The following is an 18568-nucleotide window of genomic DNA, read 5'->3' as shown; positions in this document are numbered from 1 at the left end:
GGATGTCCGCATGCATTCGACTTCGCCCCTGACCGGGCTGCGCGCCCGTCGGCTGTCGCTGCTCACCGCCGTGCTGCTGGCCACTGGCCAGGCCTGCATGGTGGCCAGCGCTGCCGACAACGATGTGCTGATCCGCAACGCGATGGTGTTTGATGGCACCGGGCGCGCGGCCTACGCGGCCAGCGTGCTGGTCCAGGATGGCCGCATTGCGGCGATCGGCCCCGACCTGAAGGCGCCGGCAGGAACGCGCAGCGTGGATGCCAAGGGCCTCGCGCTGCTGCCGGGCCTGTTCGACCTGCATACCCACTGGACCCCGAATGCACAGCCTTCGACGCTGCCGCAGATCGCCAACCGCTACCTGGCGGCGGGCGTCACCACCGTCAGCGACTTCCACCAGCCGCCGGAGGCCTATGCGCCGCGCCGCGCATGGCTGAAAACAATCAACGCACCGGACGTGAAGTTCGCTGCGCGCATGAGCACGCCGCTCGGGCACGGGGCGGACTGGGGCGATGAGAACACCACGCGCTGGGTCAACTCGCCGGAGGCCGCTACCGCCGCGGTCAAACTTGTGGCGGCGTATCAGCCGGATTTCATCAAGGCCTTCACCGACGGCTGGCGCTATTCCAATGCCGCCGACAACAGCAGCATGGACGAAGAGACGCTGGGCGCACTGGTCGAGGAAGCCCACCGCCATCAGCTGCGCGTGTTCACCCATACCGTGATGGTCAAGCGCGGCAAGACCGCCGCCCGTGCCGGTGTGGATGCGCTGGCGCACAGCGTGCAGGACGGCCCGGCCGATGCCGAACTGATCGCGCTGATGAAACAGCATGGCACCCGCTACTCGCCGTCGCTGGCGGTATATCTGCCCGAGCGCGTGGATGGCAGCGGCAAGGCGCGCGCCAACACCGAGGCTTACCGGCAACGTGAAGCGAACTTCGCCAACGCGCTGCGCAACGTCAAAACGCTGCATGACGCGGGCATTCCGATCGTGCTGGGCACCGATGCCGGCATGACCGGTACACCGCACGGCGCGTCCACCCTGCGCGAGCTGGAGTTGTTCGTGCAGGCCGGGCTGACCCCCGCCGAAGCGCTGCACGCCGGTACCGCCGCCAGTGCCGAAGCGCTGGCGCTGGATGACCGTGGCACCCTGGAAGTGGGCAAGCGCGCTGACCTGCTGCTGGTCAAGGGACGGCCGTGGGAGCGCATCGCCGATGTGCGCAATACCGAGCAGGTATATGTTGCCGGGCGCCAGGTGGTGGGCAAGGGCGTGAAGGTGCCCGCCGGCAACCGCGCCGAATCGCTGCCGCCGCTGCATATCGCCGCGTTGGTGGATGACTTCGAGCGCGCCGACCAGCGCACGGCGCTGGACACCCTGCGCACCGACGAGGCCGACGGCGGCAACGACCGCACCGTGCAGGTCACCGCGGTGGTGGATCGCGAGCAGGGCGGCAAGGCGCTCTCGATGCAGGCGCATCTGTCGAGCAAGCCGGACGCGTTCGCGGCGGTGATCGTGCCCTTGAGCCGGGGCTCGGTGGCACCGGCCGATCTGCGCCAGTGGCAAGGCGTACGCGTGGATGTACGCACCGGTGGCAGCCCCTTGCAGCTGGAAGCGCGTGGCCTGGACGGCCGCCGCTGGACGGCACCGGTAACGGCCAGTGACACATGGCAGACCGTGGACATCCCCTTCCGTGCACTCCGGGGCCAGCCACCGTATCGGGCGACCGGACCGGTGCCGGTGTGGCGTGGCGATGACGTGCAGCAGCTGGTGCTGTCCGCACGCGGTACGCCGGGCCAGACAGTCTGGTTCGAGATCGACAACCTGCGTTTCTACTGAGGCACCACCCCGATGGGATCGAGCATGAACTCACCTCGCTGCCGCGTGCTGGCGCTGTTGTTGGCCAGTGCAGTGCCCGCGGCTTACGCCGACGAGGGCACGGCGGTGCTGCAGGCGGTGGATGCCTATGCGGTGCGCCAGGCCGAGGTGGGCCAGGCGCTGTGGGCGCAGCCGGAGCTGGGCTACCAGGAGACGCGCTCGTCGGCGCTGCTGCAACAGGAGCTGCGCCAGGCTGGTTTCCAGATCGAGGCCGGCGCGGCCGGGATGCCCACCGCCTTCGTGGCCCGCTACGGACACCGTGGCAAGGGCCCGGTGATCGCGCTGCTGGCCGAGATGGATGCATTGCCGGGGATGTCGCAGGCCGCGCTGCCCACGCGCAGCCCGATCGTGGGGCAGTCTGCCGGCCAGGCCTGCGGCCACAACCTGTTCGGCGCGGCTGTGGTGGGCGCTGCGCAGGCCGTGGCGCAGTGGCTCAAGGCCAGTGGCCAGGATGGCGAGGTGCGCGTGTATGGCACGCCGGCGGAGGAGGGCGGCAGCGGCAAGGTCTACATGACCCGCGCCGGATTGTTCAAGGATGTGGATGTGGCGCTGCACTGGCATCCCTCGTCGGAGAACTCCGCCGCGCAGGGCACCAGCCTGGCCAACATCAGCGGCAAGTTCCGCTTCAAGGGAGTCGCCGCGCACGCCGCGCTCGCACCTGATCGCGGGCGCTCCGCACTGGATGGCGTGGAAGCGCTCAACGTGATGGCCAACATGATGCGCGAGCATGTGCCCGACGGCACCCGCATCCATTACGTGATCAGCAACGGCGGTGCCGCGCCGAATGTGGTGCCGGACGCTGCCGAAGCCTACTACTACGTGCGCCATGTCGATCCGGCGGTTGTGCGCGATGTGATCGAGCGCCTGCAGCTGGCCGCGCGCGGTGCGGCGATGGGCACCGGCACCGAGGTGGCGTTCGAGCCGACCGGCGGCGTGTACTCGTTGCTGCCCAATGACGTGCTGGGGCAGGTGATGCAGCGTTCACTGCAGCGCGTGGGCGGGGTGGTCTATGACGCCGCCGATACTGCATTCGCCCAGCAGCTGCAGCAGAGCCTGGAACGGCGCCCGGCGCTGGATGGCGCTGCCACGTTGCAGGCCTACCAGGCCGATCGTGCCGGGGGCGCCTCCACCGATGTGGGCGATGTCAGCTGGAACGTCCCCACGGTCGGCCTGAGCACCGCCACCTGGGTGCCGGGCACACCCGCGCACAGTTGGCAGGCCGTTGCCGCGTCAGGTACACCGATTGGCGACAAGGGCGCGCTCAATGCGGCGCGGGTGTTGGCACTGACCACCGTGGCGCTGCTGCAATCGCCGCAGACCGTGCGTGAGGCGAAGGCGGAATTCGAGCAGCGTCGGGGTGCACAGTTCACCTATGTGCCGCTGCTGGAGCGCAAGGATCCGCCGCTGGACTACCGCCAGCGCGCGAAGGAATGAAGGGCGCGGGCGTCGCTCAGTCGAGCGGCGCCATCACCCGCAGCGGGGCCAGGTCGTAGCCCATGGCTTCGGCTTTGGCCTTGATCGACGCAAACAGTGCGCTGTCCATGCGCGGCGAGCGCGACAGAATCCACAGGTACTTGCGATCCGGGTCGCCGACCAGCGCCCACTGGTACTCCGGGTCCAGCGCGATCACCCAGTAGTCGGCCCAGACCAGCGGCACCCAGGACAACCAGTCCGGCGCGAAGCGAACCTGCAGTTGGCCGGGTTCGCCTTCCACCGGCCGCGCCACGCCTTCGGCGGCGATGAGGTCGCCATCGGCAACGCGACAGGCGTTGTGCACGCTGATGCGGCCATCGGCGCGCAGCGCATAGGTGGCGGTGATATCGCCCACGCACTTTTTCTGGAACGACACCGGCAGGTGCGCGATCTCATGCCACTGGCCGGCGTAGCGGCCCATGTCCAGTGTGTCCACCGAGGCAACCGGTGCCTGCGCCGCAGCGGACGCGCTGGCCAGCAGCACGATCAGGGCACTCCACGAACGCCACATGCGCATCGACAACACTCCTGGCGGGACCGCCCGAGCTTAGGGGCAGGGCGGGGGCGAGGTGTGAAGTTTTTGTCAGAAGGCGGGGGCGACTGCATCGCCAACGCTACCGTAAGGCACTTCAACCACATCGCCGCGCCGGATCAGCGCATCCCAATCTGTCAGTTGGGCTTGCGCAGCCAACGCATCTTGGGCATCGAAGTCCCACTTTTCCTTGTAGTCGCGTGCAAGAAGGTCGCAGATCGCCTTCGCCTGCTGATGCACTTCACGTTTTTCCGGAGTGCCGCTCAGCTGGTCGAGATGGATCCGGCAAAGCGTGAGCTGATGGGCATCCTCTGCGCGATCACGCTCCCAGGTGATATCAGGAAGTCCGGACAAGGCAGCGTTCAGGGCAATCGCGAACATCAACATGAGGCAACTCCACACGGTGGTGGCATCACGATAGGGGATCATCTGAGCTGCGGCCGCCGTTGTGCGGACGGCGTTTTATTACGCGTTCACCCTTCGCGTCAGAACGGAAGGGCGGCAGCAAGTGCAGTGCAATCGCCCAATAAAAAAGGGCTCTCATTGCTGAGAACCCTTGATTAATGGTGGCCGAGGACGGAATCGAACCGCCGACACGGGGATTTTCAATCCCCTGCTCTACCAACTGAGCTACTCGGCCACTTCATCGCTGCGTTGCCGCTGGCGAGGACGCGAATAATACGGAGGTATGCAGGGTTCGGCAAGCCTTTCGTGCAAAAAATTTCACATTTGTGGCTGCGGCCTTGGCAGTACGGGGCCAAGTGCTTGATCCAGTGTGGGGCGGCATGGTTTTCCTGCGCATGAACATCGGTTCATGCGCAGCGCGCGCGGTGCACGATCAGTGCGCGATGCGGTCCTGCGCGTCATCGGGCATGCACCACAGCAGCACGATGCCGATGACCATGATGATCGCGGCGAGCAGCAGGGATGCCTGGTAAGAGCCGCTGTCGCGGGCCAGCGTGCCGGCCAGTGCGGGGGCGACGATCTGGGCTACGCCGTAGCTCAGGGTGAGGGTGGCCATCGCCTTGGCCGGGTTGTGCGGGTAGTGGCGGCCAACCACGGTGAGGGTGAGGCTGACGATGCCGGCGAAGGTGAGCCCGAACAGCAAGGCGCTGCCCAACCCGGCGGCCAGACCGTCGTCGAGCAGTGGCAGCACGAACGACACGGCCTGCAGCGCGAAGGCCAGCATCAGGGCGCGGATCATGCCCACGCGCGCGGCCAGCCGGTCCCAGCCGAACGTGGAAGGTACGGCGGCCAGCCCGACCAGTACCCATACCGCGCTGCCGTGACCACGGAAGGCGGCGGTCTGCTCCAGGATGGCGACGATGAAGGTGGCGCTGACCACGAAGCCGAAGCCGGCGCAGAAATAGGCGGCCACCAGCAACCGACGCCAGCGCGGGCCGGGCGGGGCGGGTGCCGGGGTGGCCTGGCCGGCCGACCCGGCCATCGGGGCCGGCATCCAACGCCATGCCGGAACCAGGAACAACACGCCCAGCGCGCCCAGCCACAGCCACTGGCCGCTGGAGCTGGCATGTCCGGCCAAGGCGGCGGTGGCCAGCCCGGAGACCGCGATGCCCAGCCCCAGTCCGGTGAAATGCAGGCCCAGGCGAGGCCGTCGCTGTTGCGCCAGCAGCCAGTTCAACACCAGCCCGGAGGCGAGCAGCAGCCCGGCGGTGCTGGACAGCCCGGCGACGAAGCGCAGCAGGCTCCACAGCCACGGCGCAGTGGTGGCGCCCATCAGGGCAGTGGCCGCGACCGCCAGCACCAGGCCGACCCGGTAGAAACGGAACTTCTGCCGCAGGTCGCCGACCCGGGCGACCAGCAGGGTGCCGAGCAGGTAGCCCAGGTAGTTGAAGGTGGCCAGCCAGCCGCCCTGCGCCGCGCTCAGCCCGGCATCGAGGCGCATCAATGGCAGCAGCGGGGTGTAGGCGAAGCGGGCCAGGCCGACGGTCAGCACCAGGGCGCAGATGCCGGCGCCGATCACCTGCCAGGGCTGCAGCGGTGGGGAGGGGAGGGGGGTAGGCATGCGGCGGCCAGAAGCGGAGGGCAGGGCCATCCTCAATCAGTGCGCCGCGGCTGTCTTTCGATAGAATGCCTCATCATGTCGACCAGACGCCACGCCACCGCTGCGGGCGCGCCCTCCCGCTGGCGCGAAGTGCCGGTGCCGCCGCTGCAGCGCCTGCCTTGGCCGGTGGTGGCGCGCAGCCAGCAGCTCGCGGCAGGCGAACGCTTCCCGCCGCATGTGCATGGCTGGAACCAGCTGGTGTACGCCACCGCCGGCGTGCTGGAAGTCAGCGCGGCGCACGCGCGCCACGTGATCACCCCGCAGCAGGCGCTGTGGGTACCCACCGGCACGTACCACCACACCGGCGCGCTGAGCGATGCGGCATTCCGCAATCTGTATGTCGCCGACGACGCGGCGCTGGACATGCCCGCGCAGTGCGTGGTGCTGGACGTGTCGCCGTTGCTGCGCGAACTGATCGTGGAGCTGGGCCGCGTGCAACCCGCCGCCGACGCGCCTTACTACACACAGTTGTGCGGCCTGATCCGCGTGCAGTTGTGTCGCCAGCCGCGGCAGGCACGCCATCTGCCCTGGCCGCAGGACGCGCGCCTGCAGCGCTGGTGCCAGGCGCTGTACGACCAGCCCGGCGATCCGCGCGGGGTGCACGAATGGGCGGTGTTGCTGGGCGCATCGGCACGCACGCTGGCACGTCAGTTCGAGCGCGAGACCGGCATGACCCTGCGCACCTGGCGGATCCGCCTGCGCCTGCTGCGTGCGATGGAAGGGCTGGCGCAGGGGCACACGCCCACGCGGATCGCGCACGACCTGGGCTACGCCTCGGCGTCGGCGTTCAACTACATGTTCCGCATCGAGATGGGCATGAGCCCGCTGCAGTGGCGGCGGGCGCGGCAGGACAGTGAGGCGCTGCCGGGCTGAAGGCTGCGGTGTCGCGGCGTTGGTGTCAGGGCGTGGCCGGGCAGGCCAGGCTGAGCAGGCGGTCGCCCTCGAAGCGCGCGATGATCGTATCGCCGGAGACCTTGTCCGCTGGCCAGCGCACCACCTGCGGGTTGCCGGGCGGGGGATTGCCGAGCTGGAAGTACACCGCCGCGCGCGGATCGCCGGGGGCGACGCGGTCGCAGCGCGCACGCGGCGTGGCCCACTCGCCACAGTCGCCCTGCTCGAAGCAGCGCGGCGTGTAGCAGGTGGATGCGGTAGATCCCCAATGGCCCCCGCGTACCGCGCAACCCGGCTCGGTGCCCAGCAGTGCCCACAGCACCAGGCCCAGGGCCGTGGTGGCGGACATCACCAGCATCACGTAGCGCAGCGCGTTTCGGCGCAGGTGGGCGGCAAGGGGCGTCATCGGGCGATGATGCGCCACGCGCAGGTGGTGTGGCTACAGCGGGGTGCCATCGTTGGAATGCTGTGACCCTGCCTGCACCTCCAACGACGGCCGCACAGGGGCTGACGCTGCATCGCCGGGAGCACGCCAATGGAACGCTGTTTTACCCATGCCCCCTGCAGTGCCCAAACGCCTACTGTCGCCCTTCCCTTTGGATGTCTTCGGAGTTGAATCGCGATGAATGACCTCACCTCTACCCGCATTGTGCTGGCCGCGCGCCCGACCGGTGAACCGGTGGCCGCCAACTTCCGCCTGGAGCAGGTGCCCGTGCCGACGCCGGGCCCCGGCCAGGTGCTGGTGCGCAATCGCTACCTGTCACTGGATCCTTACATGCGCGGTCGCATGGAGGAAGGCCGTTCCTACGCGCCCCCGGTGGCGCTGGGTGCGGTGATGGACGGGCGCACGGTGTCCGAGGTGCTGGTCTCCAATGATGCGCGCGTACAGGTGGGCGAGCAGGTGCTGGTTACCGGCAACTGGCAGACCCATGCGGTGGTGGATGCCGACAGCGTGACCCGCCGCCTGCACGACAACGGCCTGCCGATCAGTACGGCGCTGGGGGTGTATGGCATGCCGGGTTTCACCGCCTATGCGGGCCTGCAGGAAATCGCCCGCCTGCAGCCCGGCGAAACCCTGGTGGTGGCCGCTGCCAGCGGCCCGGTTGGCGCGACGGTAGGCCAGATCGCGCGGCTGCAGGGCGCACGCACGGTAGGCATCGCCGGTGGTGAAGAAAAACGCCGCTACCTGGAAACGCTGGGCTTCGATGTGGCGCTGGACCACCGTGCAGAGGACTTCGCCACACAACTGCGCGCCGCTGTGCCTGACGGTATCGATGTGTATTTCGAGAATGTCGGCGGCCACGTATTCGAGCCCGTGGTGCCGCTGCTCAACGACTTCGCGCGCATCCCGGTATGCGGCACCATCGCCAGCTACAACGCACGCGATGCGGTGCTGCCCGGGCCCGATCGCCTGCCCGGGTTCATGAGCCAGGTACTGCGCCAGCGGTTGAATGTGCGTGGCTTCATCCAGTCCGATTTCAATGCGCTGTTCCCGCAGTTCCTGATCGACATGCAGCAATGGCTGCAGGATGGCCGGGTGCAGTATCGCGAGGACATCGTGGAGGGTCTGGCCAATGCGCCGGAGGCGTTCTTCGGCCTGCTCAAGGGACGCAATTTCGGCAAGCTGGTGGTGAAGCTGGATTGAACGGTTGACGACCGGTGGCGGGCGCGGTGTGCGCCCGTCCCGGTACGCAGCGGTCTCAGTAGACGCGGAACTCCGCGCGGCAGCCATCGCTGACCCAGATGCCCTTGCGATCCCAGCCCCAGTTGTGGTCTTCGCGGCAGCGCGTGGTGGATTTTTGTTTCACCAGCTGCACCCGGCGTGGTGCGCGGATGTCGCAGCGGTTCTCGCGCAAGTTGTAGGACTCGCAGATCACGGTCCTGCCGTGCTCTTCATCATCCCAGTCGCGATCCCGGTCACGCCAACGATCACGGCGGGGGCGCTCGGCGATGAACTCGGCGCGGCAGCCGCGCGTTACCCAGACCGCACCCCGTGCCTGGCCCCAGTTGTCCCCTTCAACGCACCGGGTGAGCGAGAGCTGGTGGACCATGCGTGCGCGCCCCCGGATGGGGCACTGGGCGGTCTTGTTGTCGTGCGATTCGCACCGCACCGGATCGTCGATGTAGACGTCGCGGTCTTCGGCGGTGGCGTGGCCGACGGCGGTGATCGTCAGCAGCATGAAAACAAATGCGGCTGCGTAGTGGTGCGGTTTTGCTGCGCGGATCATGTTCACCTCGTCGCCATTGTTGTTGTGGGCGGCGAGTATAGGCAGTACTTTCTGCGGTTTTTGCGCGGGTGCGCGTTGCGATTAACTGCGTGTTTATCGCTTGAATACATGCGAAAACAGTTGCTTACATCTGATTACATTCGGGCGGTTCTGGACGGCGCGGGTATGCAGTTGTTTACATTTTTAGCGGGCTGACCGCGCCCAGGGGATGACCGGGCGGGGTCGAAACCGGGGTGAGGGAGCCCGTCAGCGCACGGCGCGCCACGCCGTGCCGTTCCGGTCGAAACAAATGCTATTCAATGAATGTCGCGGACCATGCTTTTCAAAGCTTTTCAATTCTGCAAACTGCGCGGGTTGACGAGGGGAAATCATGCGCAGCAAGCTTTTCGTTCCTGGCGCCCGCCCGGAATTGTTCGGCAAGGCCCTGGCCGGCGACGCCGATGCACTGTCGTTCGACCTGGAGGACTCTGTTCCCGAGGCGGGCAAGCATCAGGCACGTGGTCAGGTTGCCGATTTCCTGGGTTGCCCCGAAACCCTTGCCAACGGCAAACAGCTGATCGTGCGGACCAATGCCACCGACGGCCCGCACTTCGAGGCCGACTTGGCCGCGGTGGCGCTGCCCGGGGTAGCGCTGCTCAATTTCCCCAAGATCGAATCGGTGCCGCAGTTGCTGGCGGCGATCGCGCGGTTGGAACAGGTCGAGCGGGACAACGCCGTGGCGCGACCGATTGACCTGTTGGTCACGATTGAGTCGCCCCGGGGCCTGCGCATCGCCGCGGAACTGGCCGCTGCGCACCCGCGCGTGACCGGCCTGCAGGTGGGCCTGGGCGATCTGTTCGCGCCCAACGGCATCCGTCGTGACCGGGTCAATGTGCATGCCACACTGTTTGCGATGAAGATCGCTGCAGCCGAGGCCAATGTGTTTGCCTGTGATGGTGCGTATCCGGACGTGGAGGATATCGAGGGATTCCGTGCCGAAGCACAGATGGCGCAGGCGCTGGGATTCATCGGCAAAAGCTGCATCCACCCGCGCCAGGTGGGTATCGCCAACGCGATCTTCAGCATGCCGGCGGCCATGGTCGAGGAAGCCCGGCGGATCGTCGCCGCGTCCGTGCAGGCCAGCCGCCACGGGCATGGTGCGTTCCTGTTCGAAGGACGGATGATCGACCTGCCTTTCCTGCGCAGGGCCGAAGCCATCCTCGCCGCGGCCGGTGGATCGGTGGACTGACCGCGGCATCGGGCACATTCAGTATCTCCATTTTTCCAGCGTGACGGCCTGCACCGGCCCTGTCGCGCGTTTCCCGGGTGACTTCATGTTCAAGCCTGCACCGTCCGCGCTCACTTCCACGCTGTTCCGCCGCTGCGCGCGCAGCCTGCAGCTGTTTGCCGCCATGCTCCTGCTGATCGGCAGCGGCACGGTTGCCGCCGAAAGTCTGACGACGGTGACCTCCGGCAGCCTGCCGGCGTTGCCGGAACCGGTCACGGTCGCCGGCCTGGTGCCGATTGAAGGGCGCACGGTGGCCTTCAGCAAGGACAACGCTTGGGTGCTGGGCGCCGACACCACCACCTGGCAGCCGCTGGCGCGCCAGGCCGCGGACAAGGGCGGGGTACTGCAGGGCAGTGTGAGTGTGGCCGGCCGGACGTATCTGCTGGAAGGGCAGGATGCCTTCACCTCGACGTTGCAGTCGGTGCGCCTGCACAACGGTGCGCTGGTGGTCGGGGAGGCGATCGCGCTGCCGGGCGCACTGCGTGCGGCCCATGCCGCCGCGTTCAATGACGCACTGTATGTGACCGGTACCGACGTGGCCGGTGTCACCCACCTCTACCGCCGTAGCCTCACCGCCGCGGACCGGTCCTGGCAACCGCTGCAGACCTGGCCGCAGGCAGGGGTGCCCAGTGCGTTGCAGGCGCAGAAGGGCGCGCTGTATGTCGGGGCGAGCGTGCCGGGCAGCAGCGACCGGTTGTGGCGGTGGAGCGCGGACACCGGCTGGCAGGCGCTGGCCTCGCCTGACGGTCGGATCATTGCCGGATCGATGCGGCCGCTGGGGCAGGCACACCTGTTGATGCTGGTGAAGAATGCAGAAGGCCAGGTGCATGCGCGCACCTTCCACACCATCACCAACGCGTGGGCCACGCTGGGCGAGGATGCCGGGATGGGCGAGCCGGTGGCGGTCACGCCCTGGGGCAACGGCCTGCTGTGGGCGACCGCCGGTGCCACCGGCAGCCCGTTCCACTACGCCGAGATCGAAGGGGGCAAGCACCTGCTGCGTTGGCTCGACTGGGTGGTGATTGCGGTCTATCTGCTGGCCATGCTTGGCATGGGGCTCTACTTCTACCTGCGCGACCAGACGGCCAGCACGGCCGACTTCTTCGTCGGCGGGCGCTCGATTCCATTCTGGGCGGCCGGTATCAGCCTGTATGCCACCAACACCAGTTCGATCAGTTTCATTGCCATCCCGGCCAAGGCCTTTGATACCAACTGGCAGTACATGACCAACAACATCATTGCCGTAGTGGGATTGATGTTCGTTGCCGTCTGGATCGTTCCGCTGCTGCGTCGCCTGGACCTGATGAGCGTGTTCTCCTACCTGGAGACGCGCTTCCACCCCGCCATCCGCATGCTGTCCAGCGCGCTGTGCATCGTGATGCAGATCGGCAGCCGCATGAGCGTGATCCTGTTCCTGCCGGCGTTGGCGATCTCCACCATCACCGGTGTCGACGTGGTCTGGTCGATCCTGGTGATGGGCGTGTTCACCATCATCTATTCCACCGTGGGTGGCTCCAAGGCGGTGATCTGGACCGATGTGGTGCAGGTACTGGTGATGTTCGGCGGGGCGCTGTTTGCGATCGGCTTCATCTTCATGCAGACCAGCGGCGATCTGCCGCAACTGCTCAGCGCCGTTGCCGCCGAGGACAAGATCCGGCTGTTTGACTTCAGCTTCGACCTGACCAAAGCCACGGTGTGGGGCTTCATCTTCCTGGTGGTGTTCGACGTGGTGTTGACCTTCCCCAAGGACCAGGTGCTGATGCAGCGGACCCTGTCCACGCGCTCGGACCGGGAAGCCGGGCGCTCGATCTGGACCTTCGCCGCGATCATGGTGCCGGGAGGCTTCGTGTTCTACGGCATCGGCACCGCGCTGTGGATGTACTACCGCGACAATCCGGAGCGGCTGAATCCGTTGCTGCCCATCGATGCCACCTTCCCGTTGTTCATCGCCGCTGAATTGCCGGCAGGCGTAACCGGGCTGATCATTGCCGGCATCTTCGCCGCGGCGATGTCGACCCTGTCGAGCATCATCAACTCCATCTCGACCCTGGTGTCGGTGGACTTCTACCAGAAGCTGGCCAAGGACCCCAACGAGAAGACCGCCGTGCGGGTCGCCGAATGGTCCGGGGTGGGCGTGGGCGTGATCGGTATCGGTATCGCGTTGGTGATGAGCCGGTATGACATCCATTCGCTGTTCGATGTTTCCATCGAACTGGCCGGGCTGCTCGGCGGTGGCTTCGCCGGTGCCTACACCCTGGGCATGTTCACCCGCCGCGCGAATGCCAAGGGCGTGGCGATCGGCGTGACCGGCTCGATCCTCATCACCCTGGTGTGCTGGAGCATGAATCTGGTCCATCCGTACTTCTACCTGGCCATCTCGATCCTGCTGTGCATCGTGATCGGCTATGTGGCCAGCCTGTTCTTCCCGGCACCGGCCCAGTCCCTGCAGGGTCTGACCATCTACCGTGATGCGCCTGCCGACGTGGTGGCGCCATGACGCCGGCACGTCGGCCGGCGCCTGCCCGATGTGGGGTGTGTCGCATTACGCCCGCCGCTGGTATAGCGTGCTGAGGCGCTGAGAGGTCTATCTGTGGAAACCCAGTTTTTGAATACATTCGTGACAGTGGTGGACCGGGGCTCGATGGCCGCGGCGGCCCGGTTGCTGCATATCACGCCCGCGGCAGTCGCCCAGCAGATACGGACGCTGGAGCGTGAGCTGGGCGCGCCGTTGATCGCCCGCGCTGGGCGCACCGTCAGCGTGACAGAGGAAGGCGCGCGCATCCTGCAACGGGCGCGCGATCTGCTGCGAAATGTCGCCGACCTGCGCAGCGTGGCCAACGAAAACGACATCGCCGGCGAGCTGCGGCTGGGCGCATGCCCGACGGCGCTGGCCGGCCTGTTGCCGGACATCCTGTCGCGGATGGTGGTGACCTTCCCGCAGATCAATGTCTTCATCAAGCCGGGATACTCGGCCGACCTGTACCGTGCCGTGGAAGCGGGCGACCTGGATGCGGCGATGGTGCTGCAGGCGCCGTTCGCCCTGCCCAAGACCTGCCAATGGCAGTTGCTGCGCGAAGAGCCGCTGGTGGTGTTGGCGCCGGCCCGCCTGGGCAGCCGCGACCCGCACGAACTGCTGCGCGAGCAGCCGTTGATTCGATACGACCGCCACCAGTGGGGCGGGCGCCTGGCCGATGACTATCTGCGGCAGGCGGGCATCGTGCCGCGCGAGCGTTTTGAACTCAATGCGCTCAACGCCATCGCGGTGATGGTCGACCGCGGCCTGGGTGTTTCATTGGTGCCGGACTGGGCCAAACCGTGGCCGGAGGGATTGAACGTCGTGCGCATTCCCTTGCCGCAGTGCAGCGAACCGCGTCGGATCGGCGTGGTGTGGTCGCGTTCGTCGGTGCGCATGCGGCTGGTGAACGTGCTGCTGGACGAAGGCCGCGCGGCGCTGGTCGAGCCGCAACGCTGATACCACGGGTTTCCCCGTGCTTTGCCGCGCGGGCGCAAACAAATCCTAGGCAGTGAACATACAAAACTGCAGTTCTATCGCCACCGAGCCGCGCCTAGGCTCGCCTCGTTGCTGGACAGGCCGCCGATCGCCGCAAGGGGATCGCACCGACCGGCGGAAGGGCGAATGCCCAGGTGCATCATCGGTGGCGACGGCTCCCCGGCCGGCTGTCCCGCATTTCCATATCGGGGGGGAGAGATCAATGATCAAGCCACTTTCTGCGGCCATCAGCACTGCACTGTTTGCCTGCGCGATCAGCCCGGCCATGGCCCAGAACGCAACGCCCACGGACCTGGATCAGGTGATCGTGACCGGCAGCCGTACGCCGATCGCCATCGAGAAGGTTCCCGGCGCGGTGACGGTGGTGAACCAGGAGCAGGTGCAACGCACGCTCAACCTGACCGAAGATGCGACTGCGGTGCTTGCCCGGATGGTCCCCGGCTACTCCGAGTCCTCGCAGGCGATGAGCAACAGCGGTGAAACGCTGCGTGGCCGCGTCGCGCTGCGCCTGTTCGATGGCGTGCCGCAGGGCTCGCCGCTGCGCGAAGGCAGCCGCAACGGTACATTCACCGACATGGGCGTCATCGGCCGGATCGAAGTCATCAACGGTCCCTCGGCAGCCGAGGGCATCGGCGGTGCCGGTGGCGTGATCAACTATCTGTCCAAGAACCCGGAAGTGGACGGCCACCAGACCACCGTATCGACCCGCTATGGCACGCAGTTCAAGGACGACAGCGGGCAATCCAAGGTCGGCATCACCCACACCTACAAGGGCGATGCGGCCGATTTCCTGGTCAGCGGGGCCTACATCGATCGTGGCATCGCCTACGATGGCGATGGCCGTCGCGTCGGGCTGAACACCTCGGGCTCGCTGTCCGATTCGTACAGCAAGAACCTGTTCCTGAAGGGCGGCTACACCTTTGGCGAAGGCCAGATGCAGCGCATCCAGGCCAGCTACAGCAACTTCCACATCGGCGGCAAGCACAATTACATTCCGGTGGAAGGCTGCCGCTACGATGCCGTCGACTGCCCGGTGCCCAGCACCAACACCGCCGAAAAGGGGTCCATCGCCGGCGCGCTGGCCGAATTCAACGACTTCGAACAGTTCGCGGCCAAGTACACCAACGCCGATTTCTTTGGCGGCGACCTGAGCGTGGACCTGTACTGGGCCCAGCAGGCGATGCGGTATGTGCCGGAGAATGGCGCGGACCGCCAGCTGGTGAAGCCGGCACCGCCGGAAGCGCAGCGGATCTGGGACCAGTCGGAAATCAAGTCCGAGAAGAAGGGCCTGCGCGTGGCATACGCCTATGGCGACCTGTTCACGGTGGAGGGTCTGCGCCTGCGGGCCGGCCTGGACCTGGTGGAAGACACCGCCGAGCAGCGCCTGGCACTGACCAACCGGGTCTGGGTACCGCCGATGAAGTACACCAGCCTAGCGCCGTACGCGCAGCTGAGCTGGGACATCGGGCCGGTGACGTTGGATGCGGGCATCCGCCGCGAAGACGGTCAGTTGGAGATCGACAATTACACCACCACCGCCTACCGCGACTTCACTCCGGTGCAGGGCGGCAAGCTTGACTACAAGGCGAACCTGCCCAATTTCGGCGCGATCTGGCGCATCAGCGATGAATGGTCGGTGTTCGCCGCCTATTCGGAAGGCTTCGGTATCGCCAACGTCGGCATCCCGCTGCGCAACATCCAGGCCAACAGCCCGTGCAAGGCGGTGGCCTGCATCGCCGATCTGCAGCCGTTGATCACCAAGAACAAGGAAGTGGGGTTCAACTGGCGCGGCGCGCAGGCCCAGGTGGGTATTTCGGCGTACCGCTCCACCTCCGAGTTCGGCTCGTCGCTGACCGTGGACAAGGTGACCGAAGACTTCATACTCACCCGCGCGCCCACCCGGATCGAAGGCGTCGAGCTCAACAGTGCCTGGACGTTCAACGACCAGTGGAAGGCCACGCTGCTGTACTCGCGGATCCGCGGCCAGACGCAGTACTACGACGGCTCGGGGCTGAACAAGGAGATGGGCATCCTGGACATCTCGCCGGACAAGGTCAACGCATCGCTCACCTGGACGCCCAATGATCGCCTGGACGCTACGCTGGGCGTGAGCCGGACCTTCAGCCGCGATCTGCGCGAGACCTTCGTCAATCCGGCCAACGGTGCGGTCTACCTCAATGAAGAGGATACCTACGGCTATGCGTTGTGGGACCTGAGCGTGAACTACGACACCGGTTCCTACGGGAAGCTGTCGCTGGGCATCGAGAACCTGCTGGACAAGCAGTACGTACTGACCTGGTCGCAGTTGCCGGGCTGGCAGAACTTCTTCTCCGGCCGGGGCCGCATGGTGTCGCTGACCCACACCTTCACATTCTGATCGACGAGAGGGACGCGGCGCTGCGGGCTTACTGCAGCGCCGTTGTCTTTGACACAGGAGCACGGATGTACAGCCTGGCACGTGGACAACCCTACGCTGGCCCTTGCCGACGCCGGTTACGTGGTCACGCGGTGGTGGCCCTGTGGATGGCGTTGTCTGGCAGCGGCACGGTGATGGCCGCCGAGGCGCCACCGCCGCATCTGCCCCAGGTGGATCACTTCCTGCGTGACGCGACCGATGCCAATGGCTACACCGGTGCGGTCGCGCTGGTACTGCACGACGGCAACACCGTGCATTGGGCCAGCTACGGCTGGCAGGACCGGGCGCACACCCGGCCCATGCAGCGCGACAGCCTGTTCCGCATCTATTCGATGACCAAGACCATCACCTCGGTGGCGGCCCTGATGCTGGTCGATGACGGCAGGCTGGGCCTGGACGATCCTGTGGCGCGGCATCTCCCTGAATTTTCACGGTTGCAGGTGTTCGTCGGCGGAAGCGACGACGCCCCGCAACTGCGCCCGAGCGGCACACCGCTGACCGTCCGCCATCTGCTCACCCACACCGCCGGCTTCGCTGCGGGCGGGGAGGGGTTCGAGGCGGTGACGCGGCTGCTGGAACAGCAGCACGTGCAGGCGGCCGCCAGCCTGGCCGACTACACGCAACGGTTGGCCCGGGTACCGCTGGCGACCGAGCCCGGCACGCGCTTCCGCTATGACAGCACCTCCACCGAGGTGCTGGCGCGGCTGGTGGAAGTCGTGGGGGGCATGCCGTTCGAGCAGTTCCTGCAGCAGCGCATCTTCAGCCCGTTGGCCATGCGTGACACTCACTTCGCGGTGCCTGTGCAGGATCGCGCGCGGGTGGTCGAACTGACCACGACGAGCGGGCAGGGCGAGCGGGTGCTCGCCGATGAAGCGCATGCGCGTGATCCCGGTATCGCGCTGCGCGCGTACCCCAGCGGCGCCGGTGGGCTCTACTCCAGCGCCGATGACGTTGGTCGTTTCGCGCAGATGCTGCTGGACCAGGGCCGCTACCGCGACGTGCAGCTGCTCAAGCCTGCGACCGTGGCCTCGATGATGCAGAACCAGCTGATCCACACCGCCTTGCCCAGGCCGGTCACCGAGTTCAGCGATGCCGAAGGCTTCGGCCTGGGTGGTTCGGTGCTGCTGGATCCGGCCATGAAGGGACGGACCGCTTCGGTGGGGGCGTTCGGTTGGTCGGGTGCCGCTTCGACTTACTACACGATCGACCCGCCGCGCCGGCTGGTCGCGATCCTGATGTTGCAGCACCTGCCGGGCGGCAAGGACGACCTGCCACGCATCAGCACCGCGTTCTACAACCTGGTTGATGGGGCGGTACAACCATGACGGTGGCTGCACCTTCGGCGGTACTGGTGGTGGGGTCGGCCAATCTGGATTTCGTCGTGCGTGCCCCGCATGTCCCCGCGCCGGGAGAGACCGTGCTTGGTCACGGATTCGCCACGTTCCCCGGCGGCAAGGGCGCCAACCAGGCCGTGGCCTGCGCGCGTGCCGGGGGCGTCACAACGCGGATGCTGCTGGCGCTGGGTGAGGATGATGTCGCCGTGCCAATCGAAGCGTCGTTGCGGGATGCCGGTGTAGCGTTGTCGATCGTGCGCGACGCTGCGCTGCCGACCGGCACCGCCTTCATCTGCCTGGCCGACAACGCCGAGAACGCCATCACGGTCGCCCCCGGCGCCAACACCGCGCTGCGCAGCGAGCACCTGCCGCCGCTGGACGGCATCGGCTGGCTGCTGCTGCAGCTGGAAACCCCGCTGGACGTGGTCACCGCCTGCGCCCGCCGCGCACGCGCGGCAGGCATCAAGGTCGCGCTCAATGCGGCCCCGGCGCAGCGGCTGTCCGAGCCACTGCTGTCGCTGCTGGACGTGCTGATCGTCAATGAGGGTGAGCTGGCGGTGGTGGCCGGCGATCCGCCGGACCTGGCCACGGGCCTGGCGCGGGTGCCGGTGCCCTGCGTGATCGTGACCCTGGGCGCGCGCGGCTGCCTGGCCCGCGTGGACGGCCAGCGCCTGCTGCAACCTGCCTTCGGCATCGAACCGATCGATACCACCGCGGCAGGCGACACCTTTTGTGGCGCACTGGTGGCCGCGCTGGCCCGCCACCAGCCCCTGGCCGATGCGCTGCTCGCCGCCACCGCCGCCTCTGCGCTGGCCTGCACCCGGCTCGGGGCGCAGACCAGCATTCCTGCCCAATCCGACGTCCAGGCGCTGCTGTCCGACCGCGCGCGCCTTCCCGACGCCGACGCCCACGCCGCACTGGCTGCGTGGTGTGCCGGCTGATGCCCTATCTTCCTGTTTCCTGCTGGATGCCCTGCCC

The 18568-nt window shown here is 67.0% G+C and carries 15 protein-coding genes and 1 tRNA gene; 10 read left to right on the top strand and 6 right to left on the bottom strand.

The window, feature by feature from the left end:
* Positions 1–10: 10 nt before the first annotated feature.
* Both AC3IPM_RS12960 and AC3IPM_RS12955 read left to right on the top strand, forming a co-directional pair.
* On the top strand, positions 11–1834 hold the full coding sequence (locus AC3IPM_RS12960; protein WP_489300304.1) for an amidohydrolase family protein: 1824 nt from the start codon (positions 11–13) through the stop codon (positions 1832–1834).
* A 24-nt stretch (positions 1835–1858) separates the two neighbouring features.
* Positions 1859–3307 (top strand): amidohydrolase, encoded by a 1449-nt coding sequence (locus AC3IPM_RS12955; RefSeq protein ID WP_489300303.1) that lies wholly within the window; start codon positions 1859–1861, stop codon positions 3305–3307.
* 16 nt (positions 3308–3323) lie between these two features.
* Here AC3IPM_RS12955 and AC3IPM_RS12950 read toward each other — a convergent pair whose 3' ends face one another.
* From AC3IPM_RS12950 to AC3IPM_RS12935, 4 genes are all read right to left on the bottom strand, one after another.
* On the bottom strand, positions 3324–3857 hold the full coding sequence (locus tag AC3IPM_RS12950) for a lipocalin family protein (RefSeq protein ID WP_489304139.1): 534 nt from the start codon (positions 3855–3857) through the stop codon (positions 3324–3326).
* A 72-nt stretch (positions 3858–3929) separates the two neighbouring features.
* On the bottom strand, positions 3930–4265 hold the full coding sequence (locus AC3IPM_RS12945; protein WP_489300301.1) for a hypothetical protein: 336 nt from the start codon (positions 4263–4265) through the stop codon (positions 3930–3932).
* Between the two features lie 177 nt (positions 4266–4442).
* Positions 4443–4518, bottom strand: a tRNA-Phe gene (locus AC3IPM_RS12940).
* 198 nt (positions 4519–4716) lie between these two features.
* The gene (locus tag AC3IPM_RS12935; RefSeq protein WP_489300300.1) at positions 4717–5904 is read right to left on the bottom strand and encodes a YbfB/YjiJ family MFS transporter; all 1188 of its coding nucleotides are present in this window, start codon (positions 5902–5904) and stop codon (positions 4717–4719) included.
* Between the two features lie 75 nt (positions 5905–5979).
* Between AC3IPM_RS12935 and AC3IPM_RS12930 the strand changes: the two genes are divergently transcribed.
* Positions 5980–6816 carry an AraC family transcriptional regulator gene (locus tag AC3IPM_RS12930; protein WP_489300299.1) on the top strand — a complete coding sequence of 279 codons (837 nt, stop codon included), beginning with the start codon at positions 5980–5982 and terminating at the stop codon, positions 6814–6816.
* Positions 6817–6841: 25 nt separating this feature from the next.
* Here AC3IPM_RS12930 and AC3IPM_RS12925 read toward each other — a convergent pair whose 3' ends face one another.
* Positions 6842–7240 carry a hypothetical protein gene (locus AC3IPM_RS12925; protein ID WP_489300298.1) on the bottom strand — a complete coding sequence of 133 codons (399 nt, stop codon included), beginning with the start codon at positions 7238–7240 and terminating at the stop codon, positions 6842–6844.
* A 216-nt stretch (positions 7241–7456) separates the two neighbouring features.
* Here AC3IPM_RS12925 and AC3IPM_RS12920 point away from each other — a divergent pair, with 216 nt between their 5' ends.
* A complete protein-coding gene (locus tag AC3IPM_RS12920) occupies positions 7457–8479 on the top strand; it encodes an NADP-dependent oxidoreductase (protein WP_489300297.1) in 1023 nt (340 codons plus the stop codon).
* A gap of 55 nt (positions 8480–8534) precedes the next feature.
* Here AC3IPM_RS12920 and AC3IPM_RS12915 read toward each other — a convergent pair whose 3' ends face one another.
* Entirely contained in the window at positions 8535–9062 is a 528-nt protein-coding gene (locus AC3IPM_RS12915; RefSeq protein ID WP_489300296.1) for a DUF3011 domain-containing protein, read from the bottom strand.
* A 370-nt stretch (positions 9063–9432) separates the two neighbouring features.
* On the opposite strand from AC3IPM_RS12915, the gene AC3IPM_RS12910 reads away from it, so the two are divergent.
* From AC3IPM_RS12910 to AC3IPM_RS12885, 6 genes are all read left to right on the top strand, one after another.
* Positions 9433–10290 (top strand): HpcH/HpaI aldolase/citrate lyase family protein, encoded by an 858-nt coding sequence (locus AC3IPM_RS12910; protein ID WP_489300295.1) that lies wholly within the window; start codon positions 9433–9435, stop codon positions 10288–10290.
* 85 nt (positions 10291–10375) lie between these two features.
* Complete coding sequence (locus tag AC3IPM_RS12905) at positions 10376–12826, top strand: sodium:solute symporter (RefSeq protein ID WP_489300293.1); 2451 nt, start codon at positions 10376–10378, stop codon at positions 12824–12826.
* A gap of 108 nt (positions 12827–12934) precedes the next feature.
* Positions 12935–13801 carry a LysR family transcriptional regulator gene (locus AC3IPM_RS12900; protein WP_489300292.1) on the top strand — a complete coding sequence of 289 codons (867 nt, stop codon included), beginning with the start codon at positions 12935–12937 and terminating at the stop codon, positions 13799–13801.
* A gap of 241 nt (positions 13802–14042) precedes the next feature.
* The gene (locus AC3IPM_RS12895) at positions 14043–16217 is read left to right on the top strand and encodes a TonB-dependent receptor (RefSeq protein ID WP_489300291.1); all 2175 of its coding nucleotides are present in this window, start codon (positions 14043–14045) and stop codon (positions 16215–16217) included.
* Positions 16218–16363: 146 nt separating this feature from the next.
* The gene (locus AC3IPM_RS12890; RefSeq protein ID WP_489300289.1) at positions 16364–17581 is read left to right on the top strand and encodes a serine hydrolase domain-containing protein; all 1218 of its coding nucleotides are present in this window, start codon (positions 16364–16366) and stop codon (positions 17579–17581) included.
* The gene (locus AC3IPM_RS12885) at positions 17578–18531 is read left to right on the top strand and encodes a ribokinase (protein ID WP_489300287.1); all 954 of its coding nucleotides are present in this window, start codon (positions 17578–17580) and stop codon (positions 18529–18531) included. Before AC3IPM_RS12890 ends, AC3IPM_RS12885 begins: the two co-directional genes overlap by 4 nt.
* Positions 18532–18568: the final 37 nt, after the last annotated feature.

Source organism: Stenotrophomonas sp. GL_111, from assembly GCF_057835245.1.
This window is presented reverse-complemented; position numbering and strand designations above follow the sequence as displayed.